Origin of the sequence: Bradyrhizobium sp. SBR1B (assembly GCF_014198205.1) — a bacterium.
Lineage (GTDB): Bacteria > Pseudomonadota > Alphaproteobacteria > Rhizobiales > Xanthobacteraceae > Bradyrhizobium.
Genome location: NZ_JACIHC010000005.1, coordinates 58,221 through 77,912, shown reverse-complemented (window position 1 = coordinate 77,912; position 19,692 = coordinate 58,221). Strand labels below are relative to the sequence as shown.

Below are 19,692 nucleotides of genomic sequence, written 5' to 3'. Positions count from 1 at the left end.
TCAAGGAAAACAGCAAAACTCGGACGCTTCGCGCCGCGAGAACGCTGCTCGATGTGTGAACACTGGAATGACCGCGCGCTCTCGCCTCGCCCGTGTCGCTCCAGTCAGCGGCGGGCGGCGATCGCCGTCAGCTCCAGCTTGACGCCCGGGCCGAGATCCGCAACGCCAACGGCCGCACGCGCCGGCAGATGGTCCGCGGGGAAATAGCGCTTCCACACCTGGTTGAACGCCGCCTTGTCGGCGAGATCAGCCACAAAGATCGTCACCTGCAGAACGCGGGAGAGATCGGAGCCGGCCCCCTCGAGCAGGGTCTTCATCTGGCGCAGCACATCGTCGGCCTGGCCCGTCATATCGAGCCCCGCATCTTCGGGGACGATGCCGCCGAGATAAAGCACGCCATTATGCTCGACGATCTCGTGGAGCAATCCTTCATAGGGCAGGGAACGTGTGATCACGATCGCATCCGTGGGTGTTGCGGGCTCGCTGCAATGGGAAAAAATGGTGCTGCCAGACAGGATTGAACTGTGACTGGCCGCCTCTTTTGCACTGAAATTGTTGAGGTTTTTCGCCTCGCCGTTGTGACGTGTGTATCAGTCGTGGGGGCAGCTGTCACCCCCCAACACGAAGCGCGCTGCGGTGGCGTCAGCTCTCTTATTGGGCTGCGATCTCTCTGCGTGAGTCCAGTGAATAAGACCAATTATTGCGTGTGTCCGCGGGAACTTTCGGACTAAATATCTGACCTGCCTTGCTGGATAGCCCGCGATGAACATCCCTCTGAAGGCTTCGAAATATAGCGCACCGGGTCAGTACCTCGGCTACGCACTGCAGCCGCTGCGGCTTTGCTACCATTTGCTCGATTGTCCGGCCGGTGCATACGTTTCTATGGAGCATAGCGAGGACGTTGCTGTTCATTATCCAGACGGCTTTCAACTGCTTGAGCAGGACAAGAGTGCACTCAAGCAAAATCCTATTTCGGACTGGGCGGACGATCTTTGGAAATCGATCGCTCATTGGATTCGAGGCATTAGGGCGGGTGAGATTGACCCTGCGTCAACCACGTTTCGTATCTACGTCACCCCCGCGCACGAAGGCGAATTAGCTGCGGCGATTAGTGCGGCTACCACTTTGGAAGAGGTTCAAGAGGTAACGGCCCAGGTCCGTGCGAAGATTTCCAAGCGGCGAAGGCCCCCGAGCTGCCAAGCTGACGTGCAAGAATTTTTAGATGCTTCAGATGGAGAACGGTTCGGCCTTATCAGTCATCTGGAAATCGACAGCCGCGACAACGATCCTCTCGTAGCTTTGCAGTCGGTACTCGCCTTGGCCGTTCCTGAGAAGCTGATGGAACGCGTCTGTCGCTACCTTCTAGGAAATGCGAAGGACAGGGCTGATCGGCTCATCAGGGAAGGGCGACCTGCAGTCATTTCGGGTGACGAGTTCAAGAGAAACCTTCATTCCTTTATGCAATCGAACAATTTGCCGGGCTATCTGAGATCTCTCTCTGGACCGCCAGAACCTGCGCAGGTTGGCGCGGTCATCTCGACTCGCCCCACGTTCATCCGGCAATTGGAGCTAATCCAAGCGAAAGATGAACAGTTCGTGCGAGCAGCTAGCGACTTTCTTCGCACATCCGCTGACAAGGCGTTATGGGCCGAGGCCGGAGATATTTTTGAGGGAGAGTTGGATGGCTGGGATGACGACCTAGTCCGGCGGCATGAGTTTATTCGTGGCGAAATCGCGGATACTCATGCAGATTCCAATGCGGAGGCCAGGGGCCGCCTAACCTACAACCGTTGCGGAGCTGTTCAGGCGTCGCTGGCTGGTCGAGAGGTGCCGGGCCACTTCATTCATGGTAGCTTCAATGCCCTTGCGGATAATTTCCGTGTGGGTTGGCATCCCGACTACAAAGAACTGCTAAGCGACGACGGAGAGTAGCTTGGTAGGTCCGGGAAGACTAAGTGAGTTACAAATAGTCCAGAACCCATCGCTGGGTGGCTATCTGATCTGGCAGTTCGGCCTAGGCTTCCAAGCGGAGGATAGCCAGCGCAGCAGCTTTTTACTTCCATTCTTAGTTCTTCCCCTGCTGCTTCATAAGCCAACTTTGGATTTAGTAGCATCAACCCGCAGGTCGTCGGGGCTGGCATTGTTCGCCGCCAAGCTGGGCGAACAGCACGAAAATCTGCTTGCTGTTCATAGTCGCGCATTGGCGCTTCGGGGGCTATCCCTTCAATCCATTGCTATTGCGGCCAACCGAGGACTGGTCACTATCGACTACGGCAGCGGCCATTTTCGTTCAAACACTCCCGAGAAGAAACTGCCAGCTCTCCCAGAGAGAGTCCGGGCAATGCAGCCCGCTGCGCAGAAGATTGGCTTCTGGTTTTCGAGAATGTCAGTTCATCAAATTGCATCAACCCTTCGAGTTCAGTTCTGATGTACTTTCAAATCCTGAGTCTTATTCTTTGGCCGAGAACGTCTGATGAGCCCCGCATTGTCAAATTTAAGAGGGGCGTCGTAAACGTGATCAGCGGTTCGTCGAAGACGGGAAAGTCGGCAGTCATTCCCATCATCGACTACTGCCTTGGCGCGGACAAGTGCGCAATCCCAGTAGGTGTGATCCGCGAGAACTGCTCGTGGTTCGGCGTTCTCGTTGAAACGCTTGAAGGGCAAAAGCTCTTGGCTCGGCGCGAACCGGGGGAGCTTCAACGAACGGGTGACATGTTCGTTCTCGATGGAGCGGAAGTCGAAATCCCTCGTCATATTGAGGAGCGAAACACCACTGTTGACGCAGTAAAGGGGACACTCAACCGACTTGGTGGCCTGACCGGCCTCGATTTTCAGCCGGGCGGGGAAGGCGGATTCAGCGCTCGCCCGAGCTTTCGCGACATGATGGCCTTCACATTTCAGCCTCAGAACATTATCGCGAATCCGAATGTCCTCTTCTTTAAGGCCGATACGACCGAGCATAGGGAGAAATTAAAGACCATCTTTCCATACGTGCTAGGGGCCGTCACTCCGGCAATCCTAGAGGCGAGATGGGAGCTGGATCGACTGCAGAGAGCCTTGAGGCGTAAGGAAACGGAATTGCGCGGCCTGGAGGCGGCCAACGCGGCATGGCAGTCTGAGGCGCGAGGCTGGCTTCGGCAGGCCATCGAATTGGGACTGCTGCCCCCCGATCTGACTTTGCCGACCGAATGGGCCGATATAATCGGCCTATTGCGTTCTCTGCCATCGGCAAGCTCTCGTGCGACCCCGAGCCTCGAAGGTCTCGATGTTGCGCTGGGGAGACTTGAGACGCTCAGGACCCAAGAAGAGGAGGCTGCCCGGGAATTGTCCGTACATCGGCAACGGCTGAATGAGCTGAGACGTTTGCTTGAGAGCAGCGACGCATACGGCGGTGCCCTTAGGGTACAGCGAGACCGTTTGGAAATTTCTCGCTGGCTCCGTGGCTTGGATGTCGATTTGGCCGACCCTCTGGGTAAACTGGCAGGCGCGGATCAACAGCCGATACAGGCGCTATGCGACGCGCTTGAGGGGCTTGAGGTCCAATTGCAGTCCTACCCGAGCTTGTCCGACACCTTGAGCAAGGAGATGGTTCGTCAGCGAACCGCGACCGAAGTCACGCTAGATAGGCTGAACTCCGTTCGCCGCGAGATTGCCGAGCTTGAGCGGGTCTCGGAAGAGGCTGCATCTATCACATTTCAGTTTGATCGGGTTGAGCGATTCCTCGGTCGGGTTGAGCAGGCGCTAAAGGCCTATGATAGCTTCGACCAATCGTCAGGTTTGAGAGCAGAAATATCCGATTTGCGAGCCCAAATCAGCGCCCTCCAAAAGACTATCGCTGAGGGTGATATTAAAAGGATAACTGAGAACGCCATCGATCAGTTGCAGCATACGACAAGCAGGCTAATCCCAAAGATGGATGCCGAGTGGGCGGACGCGCCAATTCGACTTGTTGTTCCAGAACTAACGGTGAAAGTTATCCGTGGGGGGCGTGATGATTATCTGTGGGAGATCGGGAGCGGCGCAAACTGGCTCGCATATCACGTGGCACTAATAGTGGCGCTTCAAGAGTTCTTCCTCCGTGATGTGAACCATGCGGTTCCGGGCTTTCTTGTTTTCGACCAACCCAGTCAAGTCTACTTTCCAAAGCGACCTGTAGAGGCTGACGAGGGATCCAAGTCAGAGTGGAGAGACGAGGATATAGCTGCAGTCCGCAAAGTCTTCGCCGTGCTTGGAGAAGAAGTCAGAGCTGCGAGAGGGCGGCTCCAGGCCATTGTGCTCGACCACGCGGATGAAGACGTCTGGGGTGGGCTGGATGGCGTCGAGCTAACAGAAGAATGGCGAGGTAAGAAACTGGTGCCACAAAGTTGGATGGAGCGCCCTCGTTAATGAATGCGCAAGCAGTGCCGCAATTCCTTCGCGCCAGCTGCTTGGTCACGCTGATCGGGTGACAAAGGCTATCTGCTCTCAGAGAGACAGTTCTGCATGTGTGCGAACTGCGCTCAATGCAGATACGTTCAAGTACCCGCGACGTGCAGCAACATGTGGAAAAGAGATTGAGCCCTAGTTGCCTGATAAGGGCGCCTGTGGTGTCTGTTATGCGGCTTGCGGACAGATTTTTCTATCATGCGTTCGTGATAGTTGAAACCAATGCCTGCGAGAATGCCACTGCAGGTCCTAACGCTTAAGGGTATCCGCTCGTTGAGCGCCAAAGAGTGTCCGCAAGCCACCCGGCCCTTAGAACATGACACATCTAGCAAAGCTTAAAGCTGCGTCATCGCTGAACGATCTGGCGCTTTTACTGGGCGTGAAGCCATCGGGCCTCGCGTATGTGCTTTATAAAATCCCGGATGAGAACAAGTACACCCGGTTCACCGTGCCCAAGAAGACCGGTGGCGAGCGAACAATTTCAGCGCCCGATCCGCGCCTCAAGATGATCCAAAGGCGATTGGCCAAGCTGCTCGCAAAGTGTCAAGTCGAGGTTGAGGAAAAGCTTAAGGTCAAGCCGCGATGCACCCTGGCGCATGGGTTTAAGTCTGGCTTCTCCATCCAAACGAATGCGGCTAATCACCGTGGTCAGCGCTGGGTCTTCAACGTTGACCTGCACGACTTCTTTCCGAGCATAAATTTCGGGCGAGTGCGGGGGTTCTTCATCAAGAACAAATACTATGCCCTCAACAGTAGGGTTGCCCTCCTGATTGCCCAGATCGCATGCCATGAAAAGAAACTGCCGCAAGGAAGTCCAGTCTCGCCGATCATCTCCAACATTATCGCGCACCTTCTCGATATTCGACTGAACGAACTGGCGTCGGCTAACGGCTGCACTTATACGCGCTACGCCGATGATCTAACGTTCTCGACCAGTGAAAAGAGCTTCCCAACCTCGCTCGCGAAGCGTGACCCTGCAAATTTAAACAAATGGACAGTTGGATCTGGACTGGCCAAACGAATCTCGAAGGCAGGATTCGCAATAAACAGTCAAAAGACCCGTATGCAATATCGCGACTCTCGACAGGAGGCGACGGGGCTGGTCATCAACGAAAAGGTCAATGTTAGGTCAGACTATTATAAACTCGCCCGTTCCATATGCTGGCATTTGATGAAGGAAGGAAAGGCCTTCAAGAAAATCGATGGCGACTCGAAACCGCTAAGCCTTAAATCCGTTCGTGGCATGATGGCATTTGTGTATCATGTTAAGCGATGGGACGATGAGCGCAAACAAGTGTCGGTCGCAGAGATCGAGAAGCGAGCCTATTTTCGCCTGTACGCGGACTTTCTTCATTATATGTGGTTCTTTGGGCAAACCCGCCCAACAATCGTGTGTGAAGGTAAGACGGACAACGTCTATATCAAGTGCGCGCTGCGGTCCTTGGCTCAGAGTTATCCCACCTTAGTAAAGACAGCAGGAAAAAAGACGAGCTTTCTTGTCCAGCTGTTTGGCTTCACGAAAACGGCGACTCAAGTGTTGAAGCTCTCGGGCGGGGCACCTCAACTGAACAATCTGCTCCGAGACTATCGGAGGAACACTGCCAATTGCAAAGGAATGCCGCAGCAGCCGACGATGCTGATCGTTGATAACGACTCTGGCTCTCAATCGCTTTACAGCCACTTGGGAAGGATTCTGAAGACTGATGTGGATGGGAGCGAACCGTTCTACTGGGTTTATGGGAATTTGTACGTCGTTCCTCTTCCGAAGATAGGTAGCGGTCCCACTGCCATAGAGCAGCTATTTGAGAAGGAAGTGCTGGACACCGAGTTGGAAGGGCGCACTCTTGATCTTACCAATAAGGAGACTGACGGAACGAAATTCTATTCCAAGCACGAATTCTCTATTCACGTCGTACAGAAGAAACAAAAGTCCATAACGTTCGACGGCTTCAGGCCTCTCCTCGACAACATGGTGGCAGTACAAAAGGACTACGCCAGTAGAGTAGCGGCCGCAGCGAAGCCCCGCACAGCAAGCAAGGTGTTAGCTGCGGCCACCGCTAGTCCATAGTCTCGCCCACGTCAGACTAAAAACACTGATTGGGCCAGACATATTTAGTATCCGGAGGCGAACTTAACAGCACTCAGTACCGCCCAGACGAGTGTCAGTTCGGACTCAGTGTTGAGTTCGGCGCCGCACCTTGGGTTGATTGCACGGCAGTGATTCTTTTTATTGTACGGTCCACTTGGACTGCCGACCATCGCTTTGAACCGCGCGGAGTGGGAACGCGACGTTCTGTTAGGGCACTTGCTATGCCACTGAGAGAAGTCACGCCTTCTGCCTCTAGGTTCCGAATGATTGGAGCTAGATCGGCAGCCCTCTCCATTGCGCTCACTGCCTGTGCGTTACGGCCGGCCTTCCGCGCACGGTCCGATAGCCGACTGCCTCGATCGCCTCCAAGTTGGACGCCACGTTTTCTGGCTGCGGCGAGTGCGGCTTTAGTTCGCTGCGATATCGCCCGTCGCTCCTCATCAGCGACGATTGCCATAATGCCGACCGTTAGCCTATTTGCATGAGGCATATCAGCGGCAATGAAGTCTACACCCGCCTTCTCTAACCCGAGCAAGAAGTGCGCGTCACGGGATAACCGGTCGAGCTTGGCAATGACGAGCTTGGCACCGTAGACGCGGCACGTTTGTAGAGCTTTCGCGAGCTCGGGCCGGCCATCGTCCCTCTTGCCGCTTTCCACCTCCGTGAAGGCTGCCGCGAGCGACCACCGGCCTCCATTGAGATAGTTACGTACGGCTTCCCGCTGGGCGTCCAGTCCGAGACCCGACCTTCCTTGCCGCTTCGTAGAGACCCGGTAGTACGCGACGAACACACCCTCAGCCATTTCGTTACATCCCAATCAACGAACGTTGACTAAGTTGTAAAGGCGGTCGCGACGGTGAAGCAAGTGAAGCGGAGGGCTTGAGCATGAGTCATGCTGTCGCACAGCGCATCGGTGAGGGAAGGCAGAGCCCCCTTGCTCATGCTGGGCTGATCGCCAGCGCGATTAGCTGAAGTCGATATACCTGAGACAGCTCGACCCTGACGCAAGCCACTCACGCGAACGGCCGCGACTAGAAACGTTTTCGGAGCGGACCCCACCCCATGGGGGAGAAAGCCGACCGCTACCCTTCGAGCCCTGCTTCACAGATTTCCACCAACTATCCGGGAAATTACGATGTGTTCAAACCGGCCGTCGCGTCCTCTTACCCCAGAAGCAGACCTGCGGCTTACGTGGCGACACAGCGGCTTTGGGCCAGAAGCGGACCACGTGCCCACGCAGTCAGCTTTGAAGGCGACTCGTTCTAGCGCCGCCGTCACACCTGCTGGTTACTGCATTGACTACGCGAACGTTGCTGTAAAGGTTGTTTCGCGGGGAGATGATTTGGCAACGATAGCACCTCCATGTGCCCGAGCTATCTCCTGCGAGATATACAACCCAAGGCCTAGACCTTTTTGATTAGGAAGGACGTCGCCACGATGAAACGCGGTAAACAGGTGCTGCATCGCTTCAGCTGGAATTGGGTTGCCACAGTTCGTGATGCTAATTTCAAACCCTGCGTCAGTGCGCTTTGCCGCAACGGTTATCGGCTGATCGTTTGACCCGTAGGAAATTGCATTCCCCAATAGATTTGACACCATCTGAGCGATGCGCCCAGCATCCACTTTGACCGTCCCGGGCACTTCTAGGGTGGAAACGATAGTCCGTCCAGGATGGACATTCTCAAATTCAGATATGACCTGCCTGATAATCGGTTCTAGATTTTCCTCCTTGAGGTTGAGCTGCACTCCTGCGCCGAGTCTAGCTCGTGCGAAATCCATAACATTGTCGATTAGCCCGGCCATTCGGGCCACGCTGCTGTTGAGATGAACAATCCACCCCTGTCCTTCTGCATCGACCTTCTTGTTGAGCAGGCGAAGTCCGCCTTGGATGGACGCGAGAGGGTTTCTTAGGTCATGACCAAGAACAGCGATAAATTGCTCCCGCAATTCTGAGTTTCTTTTCTCAAAAGCCAACTTGCCTTCACTCGCCTCGACCCTGGCGGCCGAATCGAGATGGGTAGCGATAAGCTCCGCAAACAACTTGAACATCCCCACGATTTCCGGCGTGCGAAGCTTTCGTGGCTTCGGGTCGATAGCACAGAGCGTCCCAAAAAAAGTACCGTCCGGAAGAATGATGGGTACTGAGATATAGCTTCGAAAGCCGTACTGGGCGGGAGTGTGGTGCGAGCAATAGTCCGCATCCTCACTGACATTGTCGATGATTACAGCCTCGCGGTTCTGTCGAATTTCGTGGCAAATAGTCGTCTCTATCTTTAGCTCATCACCGGGCTTCAGACCGAACGCGAGCTCGTCTCGCGATGCGCAGGTGATCCACCTGTCTTCTGTAACCCGAGCCACCGCGGTAAAGCCCATGCCCGTGGTCCGGCTAACCACATCGAGAATGGTCGGAACGGCGGATATTCCACTTATCTTTGCTATGTCACGTTCAAAATTCATGTTTTGGCTTGGTCCGTCAGCAATGCCTCGCGGAAATATACAGCTTCCGCCGCTAAGCACGCCAGCACTCGATTGAGCCAATCAGCGGTCCTCCTCCAAGTCCGCAACGGGTCAAAAGCGGCGGGTCCGAGAGAATGGCGGTACTTCCGCTTTGCCCGCGGCAGCTGACGATGGTCTGCATCACCGCAATTTAGGCCACGACTTTGGGGTCAGCCTTCAGTGCCTTGAAGAGCAGCGTTCGAGCCAGCGGGTCACGGGCCGCCTTAGCTGACACGACGATGACATTGCCCTTCACATAGCCCAATTGAGGTTCAAGTCGCAGGACAGACGGCGAAGCCTCTCCAGCCACACCATTCGACCGCTCCAGTGGGATGTCGAAGGCCGGGCAGCGGGCCGGGATCACGATGTCTTCCACGGTGATGTTGATGGGAACATTGAAGCGGCGGGCGGCTCGCCGTGCGTTGAGTAGCATCGCTTTCCGAGGTTCGGTTTGGAGGGTGCGCCAATAGTGCTCTTTGGCGTTCCTGCGATGACGCTCGCGCCGTTCCTCCAGCTTCGCGGCTTTGGCGGCGATGATCGCCGAGGTGAGGTGAGTAGTGAAAGTAGAATCCATGATCTTCCTTACAAGGACGAGTTGATGAATATGTCGGGCGGCAGGGCTGGGCCGTTATCGTCGAGGCTACGCCTTGCCATGGCGCGAAGCATGGTCCTGAGGTTGCTGCGGTGGTAGCCGGGAGGTAACTTCCCGGCCCCCTCCACAACAGCGTCAACAAGCCAGTCGAGGTGCTTCGTCAGTGCCTCCGGCAGTTCGGCCGAAGTGCTCGGTACGGACCTCCGGGCGGGCTCGCTCATTGGTCGTTAGCCCGGAGTGATCAAGCGCTGCTTCACTGCGGCAGACCACGAGATGGCTTTGGGCCATCCGGGGGCTCTGACGAGGGTGTCCCCGTCCTGGCCCCGTATGATCTGAATGTCGTGCCAGTCGGCCGTCATGGCCTTGAACAGGGCCGGGTCGTTCGGCAGCTTCGTCAGTCGGTCCATCGCCTTGTTGCCGAGGTCCCGCAGTTCTCGATCATTGCCTCGGTAGGTGGCGAGGCGGGCCGCACGAAGCTCACTCTCGGTGAGCATGTCATTGAGGAGCGACACAGAGGCACCGGTCTCGGATAGCACCGCGTTGGCTTGAGCCTCGAAGCCCGCGACAACTGCCGACACCTGCTCAGCGCTGACGCCCCTAGGTGGCGTGGTCGGGATGCCACCCGACACAACGGCGTCTTCAAGCAATGACGATACTGCGAAGTTGCCGATGGCTTCGTTGGCCTGCTTAATCGCGGCAGTGGAGGCGGTGATAGCCTTTGCCTGCTCTGCCGTGGCTTTGATCGTGTTCTCGTCGTTGCTCTGGGGCTGCTGCTGAACCTGAGCCTGCTGCTGATTGGAGTGCGGGGCAGCTGCGACCCCAGCGTTAAAACCCGGCTGGTAGTCCTGGGAGATGAGACCCGCGGCCTTGGCGGCCTCGATGGTCGTGGTCATTCCGTTGACGGTGACCATTCCCGGACGCGGCGAGGACACGGCAGTGGCGCGGTGTGTGCTGCCAGAGACGATTGAAGCCTTGCCCTGTGACATGGTGACCGAGGCGTTGGTCGCGGTGTTGGTTCGCACTAGTGAGGGCGAGGATACACGGGCGGCTTGCTCGGATGCGAGCTGGGCGGCCGCGAGGTCCTTCAGGGACTGTTGATGAGCCGCAAGGGCATCGAGCGTGGTCCGCTCACGGGAGGCTGGAGTGCCGGGAAGATTGTTGTTGGTGTAGACCGACGCCTGCTGGAGGTCGTCACGGTCGGAAGCAATGGACATGTGGTCTGTTCTTTCAGGTCTTAGGTTGATTGAGATTGGTGGTCACAGCGCCGACAACAGCGGCTGTGTCGAGAGCCCGGTGATCAGGATCAACATGGCGAGGTGCTCTGCCATGGCGATCACTTCGGTATGGCCTCGGTGATGATCTGCACCGAGCCGTCGGGTTGATCGACGGCCACAAGACGTTTGGTCTGGCTCTTATCGTCTGCGGTGAGCTTTCCGGTATCGTCGGCAACGGCCGGTTCGATGATGATCGGGATGATCTGGACTTCGTCGGGCTTCATAGTCTGCTTTCCGGGGTGGGTCTCGGTTGTGAAGGTGATTGGGGGCGCTTGCTAATGACGAACTGACAGGCCGTGTCGGAGACATTGTTGATCACGCTACGCGGTGTCCGCTGCGGCGTGTTGTTGTCGATCATGTTGGTCTTCAGTCTTGGAGATTAGGCAGGGTCTGTACCTTGCGAGCGATTTTGATCTGCTTCTGCTTGGCCCGCACCTTTGTGAACCTCGATACCAATTGAGCAGTGACACCGAGAATTTCCGCAATCTGGCGATGGAGTAGGCGGGGGTAATGGTCGCAAAGCCAACACACCGCCTCTTGCGTTGACAGCCCACTACGGCGGGTCGAGCGGAACGCATCAAGCGCTTCCTCGGCGCGGCGCACGGTCGGGGTGGCCTCGCTATCGAGGTCAGTAACCGTGTCGATCCAGGCTTCGGCGATAAGGGCTTGGCACTTGGGAGACAGAACGTCGAATGGGTGGCCTGATCTCAGGTGGTCATGTCGGCGGCCAAGTTCACGCTCAACAAACAGTTGCGGTAGTCGGTAGCGACCCGCTTCAGCAGCGAGAACGCCCATGTGATGGAGGATGACGCGGGCCCGTTTCGGCCCAACTCCGTACTTTTTTCCTAGTTCAGTGACAGTGATGAACTCACCCATCGTGTTGATGGCGAGCAGCCCTGTCTGGCGGTCGAGGGTTTCTCGGACGTAGAGCATGCGTCTGTGATCCTATGCAGGATTGGATGTTGATCGGGGAACTCTGAGGTGTCCGGTTTTGGGAAGCTGAGGGACATCTGAAATGGTCAGCTTCAGTGGCTTGGCAGCTCCGCGCGGAGTGGACCAAGCATTACTCATGAACTAAACACCCCAAAAATGAATGGTGATCGTCGGTCTGCAGCTTTGGGGTGTGGATTGGAGTAAGTAGGGCGAAGGTCGTTCCGCCGAGGATGTCGTCTGCCGGAGCAGACCAGAACCGGCGAGAGCTGTCCTCAACGGAAACGACCACGCACCGTCACTCGCTGCTCGGCGATGTCGATCAGCCGGAAGACCGTATCGGCCGAGAGCTGTCACCTGCGAGAGTGGGGCGTTCCGTAGGGCTTGGGTGCAACCTATTCGACCGGCCCCGCTTGAGGGCGTTCTGTGGGGCGATACTGCAACTTATAAGCCCCGAGGGGGCGTTCTATATCTCTAACCTGCAACCTATTCGGACCAGCATGATGTGGGCGTTCCGTACCGTTGGCTTGCAACCTATTTAACCTTAAGGGTGGACGTTCCGTAGGGCTGTAGTGCAACCTAATTGATCAGCCTCAAGAGTGAACGTTCCGTAGGGCTAGACTGCAACCTAATTGATCAACCCTCTGCGACGAGTGTTCTCACTGGCGGTCCAACGGTCAAGTCGATAGCAGCCACCTTATGCGCCTTGGTGTGACCGCCAGTACTTTCCCTATCTCTCCAGTGAACGCGCCAGTGACCCTAATCCGCCCCCTACAGGCTCTGATAGACCATCGCTAGACGCCAAGCACGGAAGGCGGTGGGCAGCCTGTGCTCGGCCCCGCGACGGCAATAACACGGCCCAGGTCATTTCAGTTTGCTCCGTTGCTCTTGCCGAGGGCCAGCATCCCGTACGCGTCTTGTAGACGCCATGCGGGAAGGCGTTGCGTTAATTGTCCCGCCGACGAACAACACGAGACATTGGAGAGAGCAAGGACGTGGCAAACAAGGAACTGAGGCGCAAGCGCAAAGCACTGCCGGAGCCCGAGCACACGCTGCTCGCGACTGTGAAATCGGTCACGGTGAGTTACTATCTGCGAAACCACGGCGATGGCGTCTCAGATGAAGCCATCACCGATGTGCTTTGCGACATCGTTGCGATGACGCCTACCATGCCCAAGCACCTCGGTAACGAAGTGACCTGCTCGCTAATGTGCTCGCGCGAATATGGTCTCGTCGATGATCCTGACGAAAAGCACTGGCCTCGCATTGGCAGGGGTCACACCGTCCCGGAAAGGCCCTTCTTACTGAACATGCGGCTCGGCAGGGATGGAGCATTCTTTTCCGCCTACCTGCCCGAGGCCGCATACTGGGCATTGCAGGGCGACTTAAAGAACGGGCGGTTAAAGTTCATCGAGGCGAGCTTCATCAAGCCACACCATGGCGGTGGTGATCTGACTAGCATCTACTTCTCGGAAATCCCGCCGCAAGAACCGTGAACAGCAAGCGCGAGTATCGCCCGGTCACACCATCTATGCCGAGCTCCGGCTCTGGCGGTTTGCAAGCGGAGGCGGACGGTGTGGGCGCTATGACGCGCGGTGGGCTATTCCGCCGCATCTTCGACTGCCACGGCTCCGCTGCTCTTGGTTAGGACGTAGCGAGGAAATTTTCGCATTGCATTGGCGCGGGTCTTTAGAGTGACTTTGGTGTAAGCCTCGCCCTGCGTTCGGGGGGCGTGGTTTGAAATGGCGTTAAGCGTTAGTAGTTCGATGCCAGCTTCCAATCCGTTGGTCTTGAACGTGTATCGCCAAGCGTGATTGGGCTGGCGCATTTCTTTCGGCACAAATTTGCGGACCATTTCGTAAACGCGCTTGTAAACGCCCTCGGCCGTACCATCGATTGTACCGTCCTTGCCGACATCGAAGAACAGATGGCCAGTCTTGGAGTGGTTCACGAAGTCGATAAAGCCAGTGGCGATCAAGTGCTCGTGCACGGGCACATCGCAGAACTTGTTGTTCTTGATGCTGCCTGCCTCTGGCGTCAGTCGAATGACCCACCCTTGAGCGGGGTCTTTGCGAACATCCTGCTTCCGAAGTTGGATCATCTCGGCAACGCGAGCACCCGAGTATGCACAAAGCCACGGCACCCAGCGCTTGGCCGCGGTTGTCTTCGGGGCCTCCTTCTTGGTGCCCACGACGGCGGCTGCATGCTGCAGTATCTTGGCAGCTTCGTCGGGCAAGAAGTATTTCTCCCGCGTTTCCGCCGTCTTCCGCTTTGATTTGATCCGCGTCCCATCAGTGGGATTGAAGGAAAGCCATTCGCGTTCAACACCCCAGTTGAACACATTGCTGAAAGAGGCGATGTCGGTATCGTTTATGAGCTTGACTGAGCGCTTGTCGGCCAAGCGCTTATCCTTCCAGCGTATGATATCTTGCTTGGTGACACGGCTAGCGTCATCGTGTCCAAGGAACTCGATAAGTATCTCGAAACGCCGTTTGATGCGGTCAGCGTCGCGTCGGAGCACTCCACGATCCAATGCTGCTTTGTGCCATGCCTGCACCAATGCAGTCAGGGAGCGCTGTGGCTTGTCCTGCGCTGAATGCTCCGTGAACTTTGGGAACCTCTTGGGATACTCGTCGGGTGTGAAGTCGCCTTCAGCATTGCGTGCCAACCTAAGAGCCATCACCGTAAGATCGCGGGAAGCCATGTCGATCAGCTTCCAGCGGCTGTCGGCATCGGTCACGATGCCACGTGCACGAAGGAAAGTGTCTGCGATCTTGCCGAACCGTTGCTCGATACAGGCGCGGATACGATCCGCTTGAGTTTTATGGATGCCCAACTTCGCGAGGTGACCGTATTCCCCGCGACGAACTCGTTCGTTTACGTCGGCTACGCGCGACCACTGTCCGGCGGTCACAACTGATTTGCCCTCAAGGGCCTCTGCAAGACCCATGTAGAGTTCACCGGACAGGGCGCTGATCTGTTTAATGTTGAGCGGCTTGGGGCCAGCACGGAGCGCCGCCATGGTGCGCTCGACCTGTGCAGCGACGTCGGGACATCTGGCTTTTGCGATGGACCGGTCTGCTGTCCCGAGCGAGATGCTGATCTGGTCTTTGTACCAGTGCGGCGGGCGTTGGCTCTTCGGCAAGTCTGCCAAGATCGCCTGAACGTCAGCGGGGATGCGTTTGCGAAAGTACCAGTTATCGGAACCGGGGCGTTTAGTGGGGCAGGCCATTCTTAGAACCATCGTGTAGCACCTGTGTGTATCAGGCGCGGCGCGAAAGCCTCAACATGTTCAGTAAGTTGCTGATGTCACACGGACATTGATGGTGCTGCCGGACAGGATTGAACTGTCGACCTCTCCATTACCAATGGAGTGCTCTACCACTGAGCTACGGCAGCATGTGCTGGTGAAGAATCGGGCGCCCGAGGGGCGCTACCAAGCGGGCCGATATCTGCCACAAGCCCCCCTCCTGTGCAAGCTTGCTAGGCCCGTCAAACGAGAAAATCGGGCCGATATCGCGGCCAAAATGCCCATTTTGACGCAAAATCACCGACTTCCCGCCGAATCGGGCCCCGATATCCCCCGCCAACTGGCCAGTTGCCCCAGGCCTCGGATTCGATCCATTTCGCGTTTCGCACGAATGGATCGCGCTCGCCTCTTGAGCTGTCGCCATTCGGTGGCATCCTGCCGCCGATCGATGTGATGGACCCGTGATGGCTAACGAGACCGACAAGAGCACGAACGAGGCGAGGACGTCCCGGGATGACCGCCTGAAATCGGCGCTGCGCGAAAACCTGAAGCGGCGGAAGCTGCAGGCGCGCGAACGCGCCGCAAGCACGGACCCCTCGCAGAACGACGATGGTTCCCTAAATGAGGGGGCCGCCGGGAAAGCCGGCACTTAAGAATTTGGAATGAGTGAGCATGACGATGGGGCAGAACGGACAGCAACCAACCGGTGATGAGGCGCTGATGTCGCGCTTCACCCGCCCCGAGCAGACCTTTCCGACGCTGACGCCGGCCGAGATCGAGCGGATCAGGCATTTCGGCGAGGTCCGCAGCTATGCGGACGGTGAGTTCCTGTTCGAGACCGGCAAGCCCGGGCCCGGCATGTTCGTCGTGCTGAAGGGCCATGTCGCCATCACCCAGCGCGATGGCCTCGGCCACGTCACCCCTGTCATCGACCAGGGGCCGGGGCAATTTCTGGCCGAGCTCAGCCAGCTCTCGGGCCAGCCGGCGCTGGTCGACGGCCGTGCCGAGGGTGATGTCGAGACGCTGCTGTTGCCGCCGGACCGGCTGCGCGCGCTGCTGGTCGCCGAGGCCGATCTCGGCGAGCGCATCATGCGTGCGCTGATCCTGCGCCGGGTCAATCTGATCCAGGGCGGCATCGGCGGCCCCGTGCTGATCGGGCCGTCGAACTCCGCCGGCGTGGTGCGGTTGCAGGGCTTTCTCACTCGCAACGGTCAGCCGCATCATCTGCTCGATCCCGATCGTGATTCCGACGCGGCCGAATTGATCGCGCGCTATTCGCCCAAACCAGAAGACTGGCCGCTGGTCGTCGCCGCAAGCGGCGCGGTGCTGCGCAACCCCAGCGAGACCGAGCTTGCCCGCGCCATCGGCATGATCGGCGGCGCCAAGGACGGCCGCATCTACGACGTTGCGGTCGTCGGCTGCGGGCCGGCCGGGCTTGCCACCGCCGTGTATGCGGCGTCCGAAGGGTTGTCTGTCGCGGTGCTCGACATCCGCGCCTTCGGCGGCCAGGCCGGCGCCAGCGCGCGCATCGAAAATTATCTGGGCTTTCCGACCGGCATCTCGGGCCAGGCCCTGACAGCGCGCGCCTTCACCCAGGCGCAGAAGTTCGGCGCCGACATCATGATTCCCGTGACGGTGAAGTCGCTCGACTGCACGCGCAAGGACGGCGCATTCGCGGTGGCGCTCGACGGCTGCGATCCCTTGCGCTCGCGCGCGGTGGTGGTCGCGAGCGGCGCGCGCTATCGCCGGCCGGAGATCGCGAACCTCGACAAGTTCGAGGGACGCGGCGTCTGGTACTGGGCCTCACCGGTCGAGGCGCGGCTCTGCGCCGGCGAGGAGGTGGCGCTGGTCGGCGCCGGCAATTCGGCAGGCCAGGCGGCCGTGTTCCTGTCGGGGCACGCCAAGAAAGTCTTGATGATCATCCGCGGCGGTGGCTTAGGGGCCAGCATGTCGCGCTATCTCATCGAGCGCATCGAAGCGACGCCGAACATCGAATTGATGTTCAACACCGAGATCACCGCGCTCGAGGGCGACGAGGCCGCGCTGCTGCGGCGCATCCGCTGGAAGAGCCGGCTGTCCGATGACGAGGATTCTGCTGACATCCGCAATCTGTTTCTGTTCGTCGGCGCCGATCCCGCCACCGCCTGGCTCGACGGCTGCGGCGTGACGCTCGATCGCGGCGGCTTCGTCGTCACGGGCGCGCAGTCCGAGCAGAACCAGGGCAAGCTGGTGGCGCCGCTGGAGACCTCCGTGCCCGGCGTCTATGCCGTCGGTGACGTCCGCTCCGGCTCGGTCAAGCGCGTCGGCGGCGCCATCGGCGAGGGCGCCCAGGTGGTGGCCTCCCTGCACGGCTATCTCGGCGACGCCGCAAAACCGGCGCTTTAGTCAAGGACAAGACAAGCGAATGGCAAGTCGAATGAGGCTTGCCATCGTGCCGCGTCCTGCGGACTATCGCGGCACCCGCGAGGCGTATCGCCCGCGGAACGAACAAGAGATCAATCGGGAGGACTAAATGGCTGAAGTCGTCGTGCTCTACAAGACACCCAAGGATGCTGCGGCTTTCGACAAGTACTACGCCGAGACGCACATTCCGCTCGCCAAGAAACTTCCCGGCCTGAAGAAATACGCCGTCAGCAAGGGACCGGTCGCATCTCCCGCAGGTCCTTCCGGAATCCATCTCGTTGCCATTCTCACCTTCGACAGCGTGGGCGACATCCAGGCGGCCTTCGGCAGTCCGGAAGGCAAGGCCACCGGCGCCGACGTGCCGAAATTCGCCAGCGGCGGTGCCGATTTGCTGATCTTCGACACCAAGGAAGTGTGAGGCTCGATTCAACTTTCGTTGAAGATCTCGTAGCCCGGATGGAGCGAAGCGTAATCCGGGACCTGCTTTCCTGTGGCACGATTCCCGGATTACGCTGCGCTCCATCCGGGCTACAAAATTCGCGCTACGAACCACAAACTGCCGCCGTTTGTGACAGCGGTGCAAAAAATTCAGCCATGCGTTTGTCGATTCGCACGATGACGCATGGCTTCGCACATGCATGTGACGACAACGCAGGTGGCAATCCCATGAGGGTCGTAATACTACTCTCCTGAATCTTGACGCCAGACGAGTAGGAGAGATGTCATGGTCCTCGGCTTGAGCTTGCCCGCCCTCACGTTGGTCCATGTCGTCATCAGCCTGATCGCCATCGCCGCCGGCCTCGTCGTGATGTTCGGCCTCCTCGGGTCGAAGTCGATGCCGGGCCTCACCGCGATCTTCCTGTTGTTCACGTTCCTGACCAGCGCCACCGGCTTCCTGTTTCCGTTCGAGAAGCTGCTGCCCTCGCACATCATCGGCATCATCTCGCTGGTGCTGCTCGCTATCGCCTGCTTCGCGCTGTACGGCATGAAGCTCGCGGGCGCGTGGCGCCCGGTCTATGTCGTGACCGCGATGATCTCGCTCTACTTCAACGTCTTCGTGCTGGTGATCCAGTCGTTCCTCAAGGTGCCGGCGCTTGCCGCGCTCGCGCCGGCCGTAGCGCCGGCGCCGCCGTCGGGCCCCGTGTTCGCGGCGGTGCAGGGCATCGTGCTGGTGTTCTTCGTCGTGCTCACCATCGGCGCCTGGCGCCGCTTCAAGCCGATGGCGTTTGCCTGATCACACGATTCTCAACATTCCCTGTTGATGCCCGGCATCGCATTCGCGGTCTCGCGCGACTATCTGCGCATCACCGGCGCGTGCTTGCGCACGTGCAGCGTCACTGATCCTCACCGAAAGAGAGCAATCCATGCCCACCATCACCACCAAAGACGGCGTCGAGATCTTCTACAAGGATTGGGGAAGTGGCCAGCCGATCGTGTTCAGCCATGGTTGGCCGTTGTCGGCGGACGACTGGGACGCGCAGATGATTTTCTTCGTCAACAACGGCTATCGCGTCATCGCCCATGACCGCCGCGGCCATGGCCGCTCGTCGCAGGTTTCCGACGGCCACGACATGGATCACTATGCCGACGATCTCGCGGCCGTCACCGCGCATCTCGACCTCAAGAACGCCATCCATGTCGGCCATTCCACCGGCGGCGGCGAAGTCGTGCACTACATCGCGCGCCATGGCGAGAGCCGGGTGGCGAAGGCGGCGATCCTGTCCGCGGTGCCGCCGCTAATGGTGCAGACCGCGGCCAATCCCGGTGGCCTGCCCAAGAGCGTGTTCGACGATCTCCAGAAGCAGCTCGCGGCCAGCCGCACGCAGTTCTATCGCGACCTCCCCGCCGGCCCGTTCTACGGCTACAACCGTCCCGGCGCAAAACCCTCGGAAGCGGTGATCCAGAACTGGTGGCGCCAGGGCATGATGGGCGGCGCGAAAGCGCATTACGACGGCATCGTCGCGTTCTCGCAGACCGACTTCACCGAGGACCTGAAGAAGATCAACGTGCCCGTGCTGGTGATGCACGGCGACGATGACCAGATCGTGCCCTATGCCGATTCTGCGCCGCTGTCGGCCAAGCTGCTCAAGAAGGGCACGCTGAAAACCTACAAGGGTTTCCCGCACGGCATGCCAACCACGCACGCCGAAACCATCAACGCGGACCTGCTGGCGTTTTTCAGGGAGTGAGCAGGATGACTCCTACCCCCTCTCCTTGCGGAGACGGGTGAGGG

General features: G+C 58.3%; 18 protein-coding genes and 1 tRNA gene. 10 read left to right on the top strand and 9 right to left on the bottom strand.

All coding sequences use genetic code 11. The features are described from left to right. Positions 1 to 104 precede the first annotated feature (104 nt). Positions 105 to 455: a RidA family protein gene (locus GGD61_RS15050; protein ID WP_092254057.1), complete on the bottom strand. Its 351-nt coding sequence runs from the start codon at positions 453 to 455 to the stop codon at positions 105 to 107. A 307-nt stretch (positions 456 to 762) separates the two neighbouring features. Between GGD61_RS15050 and GGD61_RS15045 the strand changes: the two genes are divergently transcribed. The 4 genes from GGD61_RS15045 to GGD61_RS15030 all read left to right on the top strand — a co-directional run bounded on the left by GGD61_RS15045 (position 763) and on the right by GGD61_RS15030 (position 6,493). Beyond that, on the top strand, positions 763 to 1,932 hold the full coding sequence (locus tag GGD61_RS15045; protein ID WP_183230870.1) for an ABC-three component system protein: 1,170 nt from the start codon (positions 763 to 765) through the stop codon (positions 1,930 to 1,932). Position 1,933: 1 nt separating this feature from the next. Further along, entirely contained in the window at positions 1,934 to 2,428 is a 495-nt protein-coding gene (locus GGD61_RS15040) for a three component ABC system middle component (RefSeq protein ID WP_183230869.1), read from the top strand. 86 nt (positions 2,429 to 2,514) lie between these two features. Beyond that, complete coding sequence (locus tag GGD61_RS15035; RefSeq protein WP_312012647.1) at positions 2,515 to 4,386, top strand: DUF3732 domain-containing protein; 1,872 nt, start codon at positions 2,515 to 2,517, stop codon at positions 4,384 to 4,386. A 355-nt stretch (positions 4,387 to 4,741) separates the two neighbouring features. Further along, a complete protein-coding gene (locus GGD61_RS15030; RefSeq protein WP_183230867.1) occupies positions 4,742 to 6,493 on the top strand; it encodes a retron Ec67 family RNA-directed DNA polymerase/endonuclease in 1,752 nt (583 codons plus the stop codon). A 94-nt stretch (positions 6,494 to 6,587) separates the two neighbouring features. Here the strand turns inward: GGD61_RS15030 and GGD61_RS15025 are convergent, their stop codons facing one another. The 6 genes from GGD61_RS15025 to GGD61_RS15000 form a co-directional block, all read right to left on the bottom strand. After that, entirely contained in the window at positions 6,588 to 7,316 is a 729-nt protein-coding gene (locus GGD61_RS15025; protein WP_183230866.1) for a recombinase family protein, read from the bottom strand. A 497-nt stretch (positions 7,317 to 7,813) separates the two neighbouring features. Beyond that, positions 7,814 to 8,971 carry a GAF domain-containing sensor histidine kinase gene (locus GGD61_RS15020; protein WP_061848830.1) on the bottom strand — a complete coding sequence of 386 codons (1,158 nt, stop codon included), beginning with the start codon at positions 8,969 to 8,971 and terminating at the stop codon, positions 7,814 to 7,816. A gap of 190 nt (positions 8,972 to 9,161) precedes the next feature. Next, positions 9,162 to 9,584 carry a hypothetical protein gene (locus tag GGD61_RS15015; RefSeq protein WP_183230865.1) on the bottom strand — a complete coding sequence of 141 codons (423 nt, stop codon included), beginning with the start codon at positions 9,582 to 9,584 and terminating at the stop codon, positions 9,162 to 9,164. A gap of 245 nt (positions 9,585 to 9,829) precedes the next feature. Then, the gene (locus GGD61_RS15010; protein WP_183230864.1) at positions 9,830 to 10,816 is read right to left on the bottom strand and encodes a hypothetical protein; all 987 of its coding nucleotides are present in this window, start codon (positions 10,814 to 10,816) and stop codon (positions 9,830 to 9,832) included. A gap of 119 nt (positions 10,817 to 10,935) precedes the next feature. Continuing rightward, positions 10,936 to 11,100: a hypothetical protein gene (locus GGD61_RS15005; RefSeq protein ID WP_183230863.1), complete on the bottom strand. Its 165-nt coding sequence runs from the start codon at positions 11,098 to 11,100 to the stop codon at positions 10,936 to 10,938. Between the two features lie 142 nt (positions 11,101 to 11,242). After that, entirely contained in the window at positions 11,243 to 11,809 is a 567-nt protein-coding gene (locus GGD61_RS15000; protein ID WP_183230862.1) for a hypothetical protein, read from the bottom strand. A 992-nt stretch (positions 11,810 to 12,801) separates the two neighbouring features. On the opposite strand from GGD61_RS15000, the gene GGD61_RS14995 reads away from it, so the two are divergent. Further along, on the top strand, positions 12,802 to 13,302 hold the full coding sequence (locus tag GGD61_RS14995) for a hypothetical protein (protein WP_183230861.1): 501 nt from the start codon (positions 12,802 to 12,804) through the stop codon (positions 13,300 to 13,302). Positions 13,303 to 13,406: 104 nt separating this feature from the next. On the opposite strand, the gene GGD61_RS14990 is transcribed toward GGD61_RS14995, so the two are convergent. Together GGD61_RS14990 and GGD61_RS14985 are read right to left on the bottom strand one after the other, a co-directional pair. Next, positions 13,407 to 15,038, bottom strand: a complete 1,632-nt coding sequence (locus GGD61_RS14990) for a DUF6538 domain-containing protein (RefSeq protein ID WP_183230860.1) — start codon at positions 15,036 to 15,038, stop codon at positions 13,407 to 13,409. Positions 15,039 to 15,130: 92 nt separating this feature from the next. Beyond that, positions 15,131 to 15,205, bottom strand: a tRNA-Thr gene (locus GGD61_RS14985). Positions 15,206 to 15,520: 315 nt separating this feature from the next. On the opposite strand from GGD61_RS14985, the gene GGD61_RS14980 reads away from it, so the two are divergent. The 5 genes from GGD61_RS14980 to GGD61_RS14960 all read left to right on the top strand — a co-directional run bounded on the left by GGD61_RS14980 (position 15,521) and on the right by GGD61_RS14960 (position 19,648). Beyond that, a complete protein-coding gene (locus GGD61_RS14980; RefSeq protein WP_092254059.1) occupies positions 15,521 to 15,709 on the top strand; it encodes a hypothetical protein in 189 nt (62 codons plus the stop codon). Positions 15,710 to 15,734: 25 nt separating this feature from the next. Further along, a complete protein-coding gene (locus GGD61_RS14975) occupies positions 15,735 to 17,441 on the top strand; it encodes a cyclic nucleotide-binding domain-containing thioredoxin-disulfide reductase (RefSeq protein ID WP_092254865.1) in 1,707 nt (568 codons plus the stop codon). 127 nt (positions 17,442 to 17,568) lie between these two features. Further along, positions 17,569 to 17,877, top strand: a complete 309-nt coding sequence (locus GGD61_RS14970) for an EthD family reductase (protein ID WP_026202518.1) — start codon at positions 17,569 to 17,571, stop codon at positions 17,875 to 17,877. Between the two features lie 306 nt (positions 17,878 to 18,183). Beyond that, complete coding sequence (locus GGD61_RS14965; protein ID WP_183230859.1) at positions 18,184 to 18,693, top strand: hypothetical protein; 510 nt, start codon at positions 18,184 to 18,186, stop codon at positions 18,691 to 18,693. A gap of 130 nt (positions 18,694 to 18,823) precedes the next feature. Beyond that, the gene (locus GGD61_RS14960; protein ID WP_092254063.1) at positions 18,824 to 19,648 is read left to right on the top strand and encodes an alpha/beta fold hydrolase; all 825 of its coding nucleotides are present in this window, start codon (positions 18,824 to 18,826) and stop codon (positions 19,646 to 19,648) included. Positions 19,649 to 19,692: the final 44 nt, after the last annotated feature.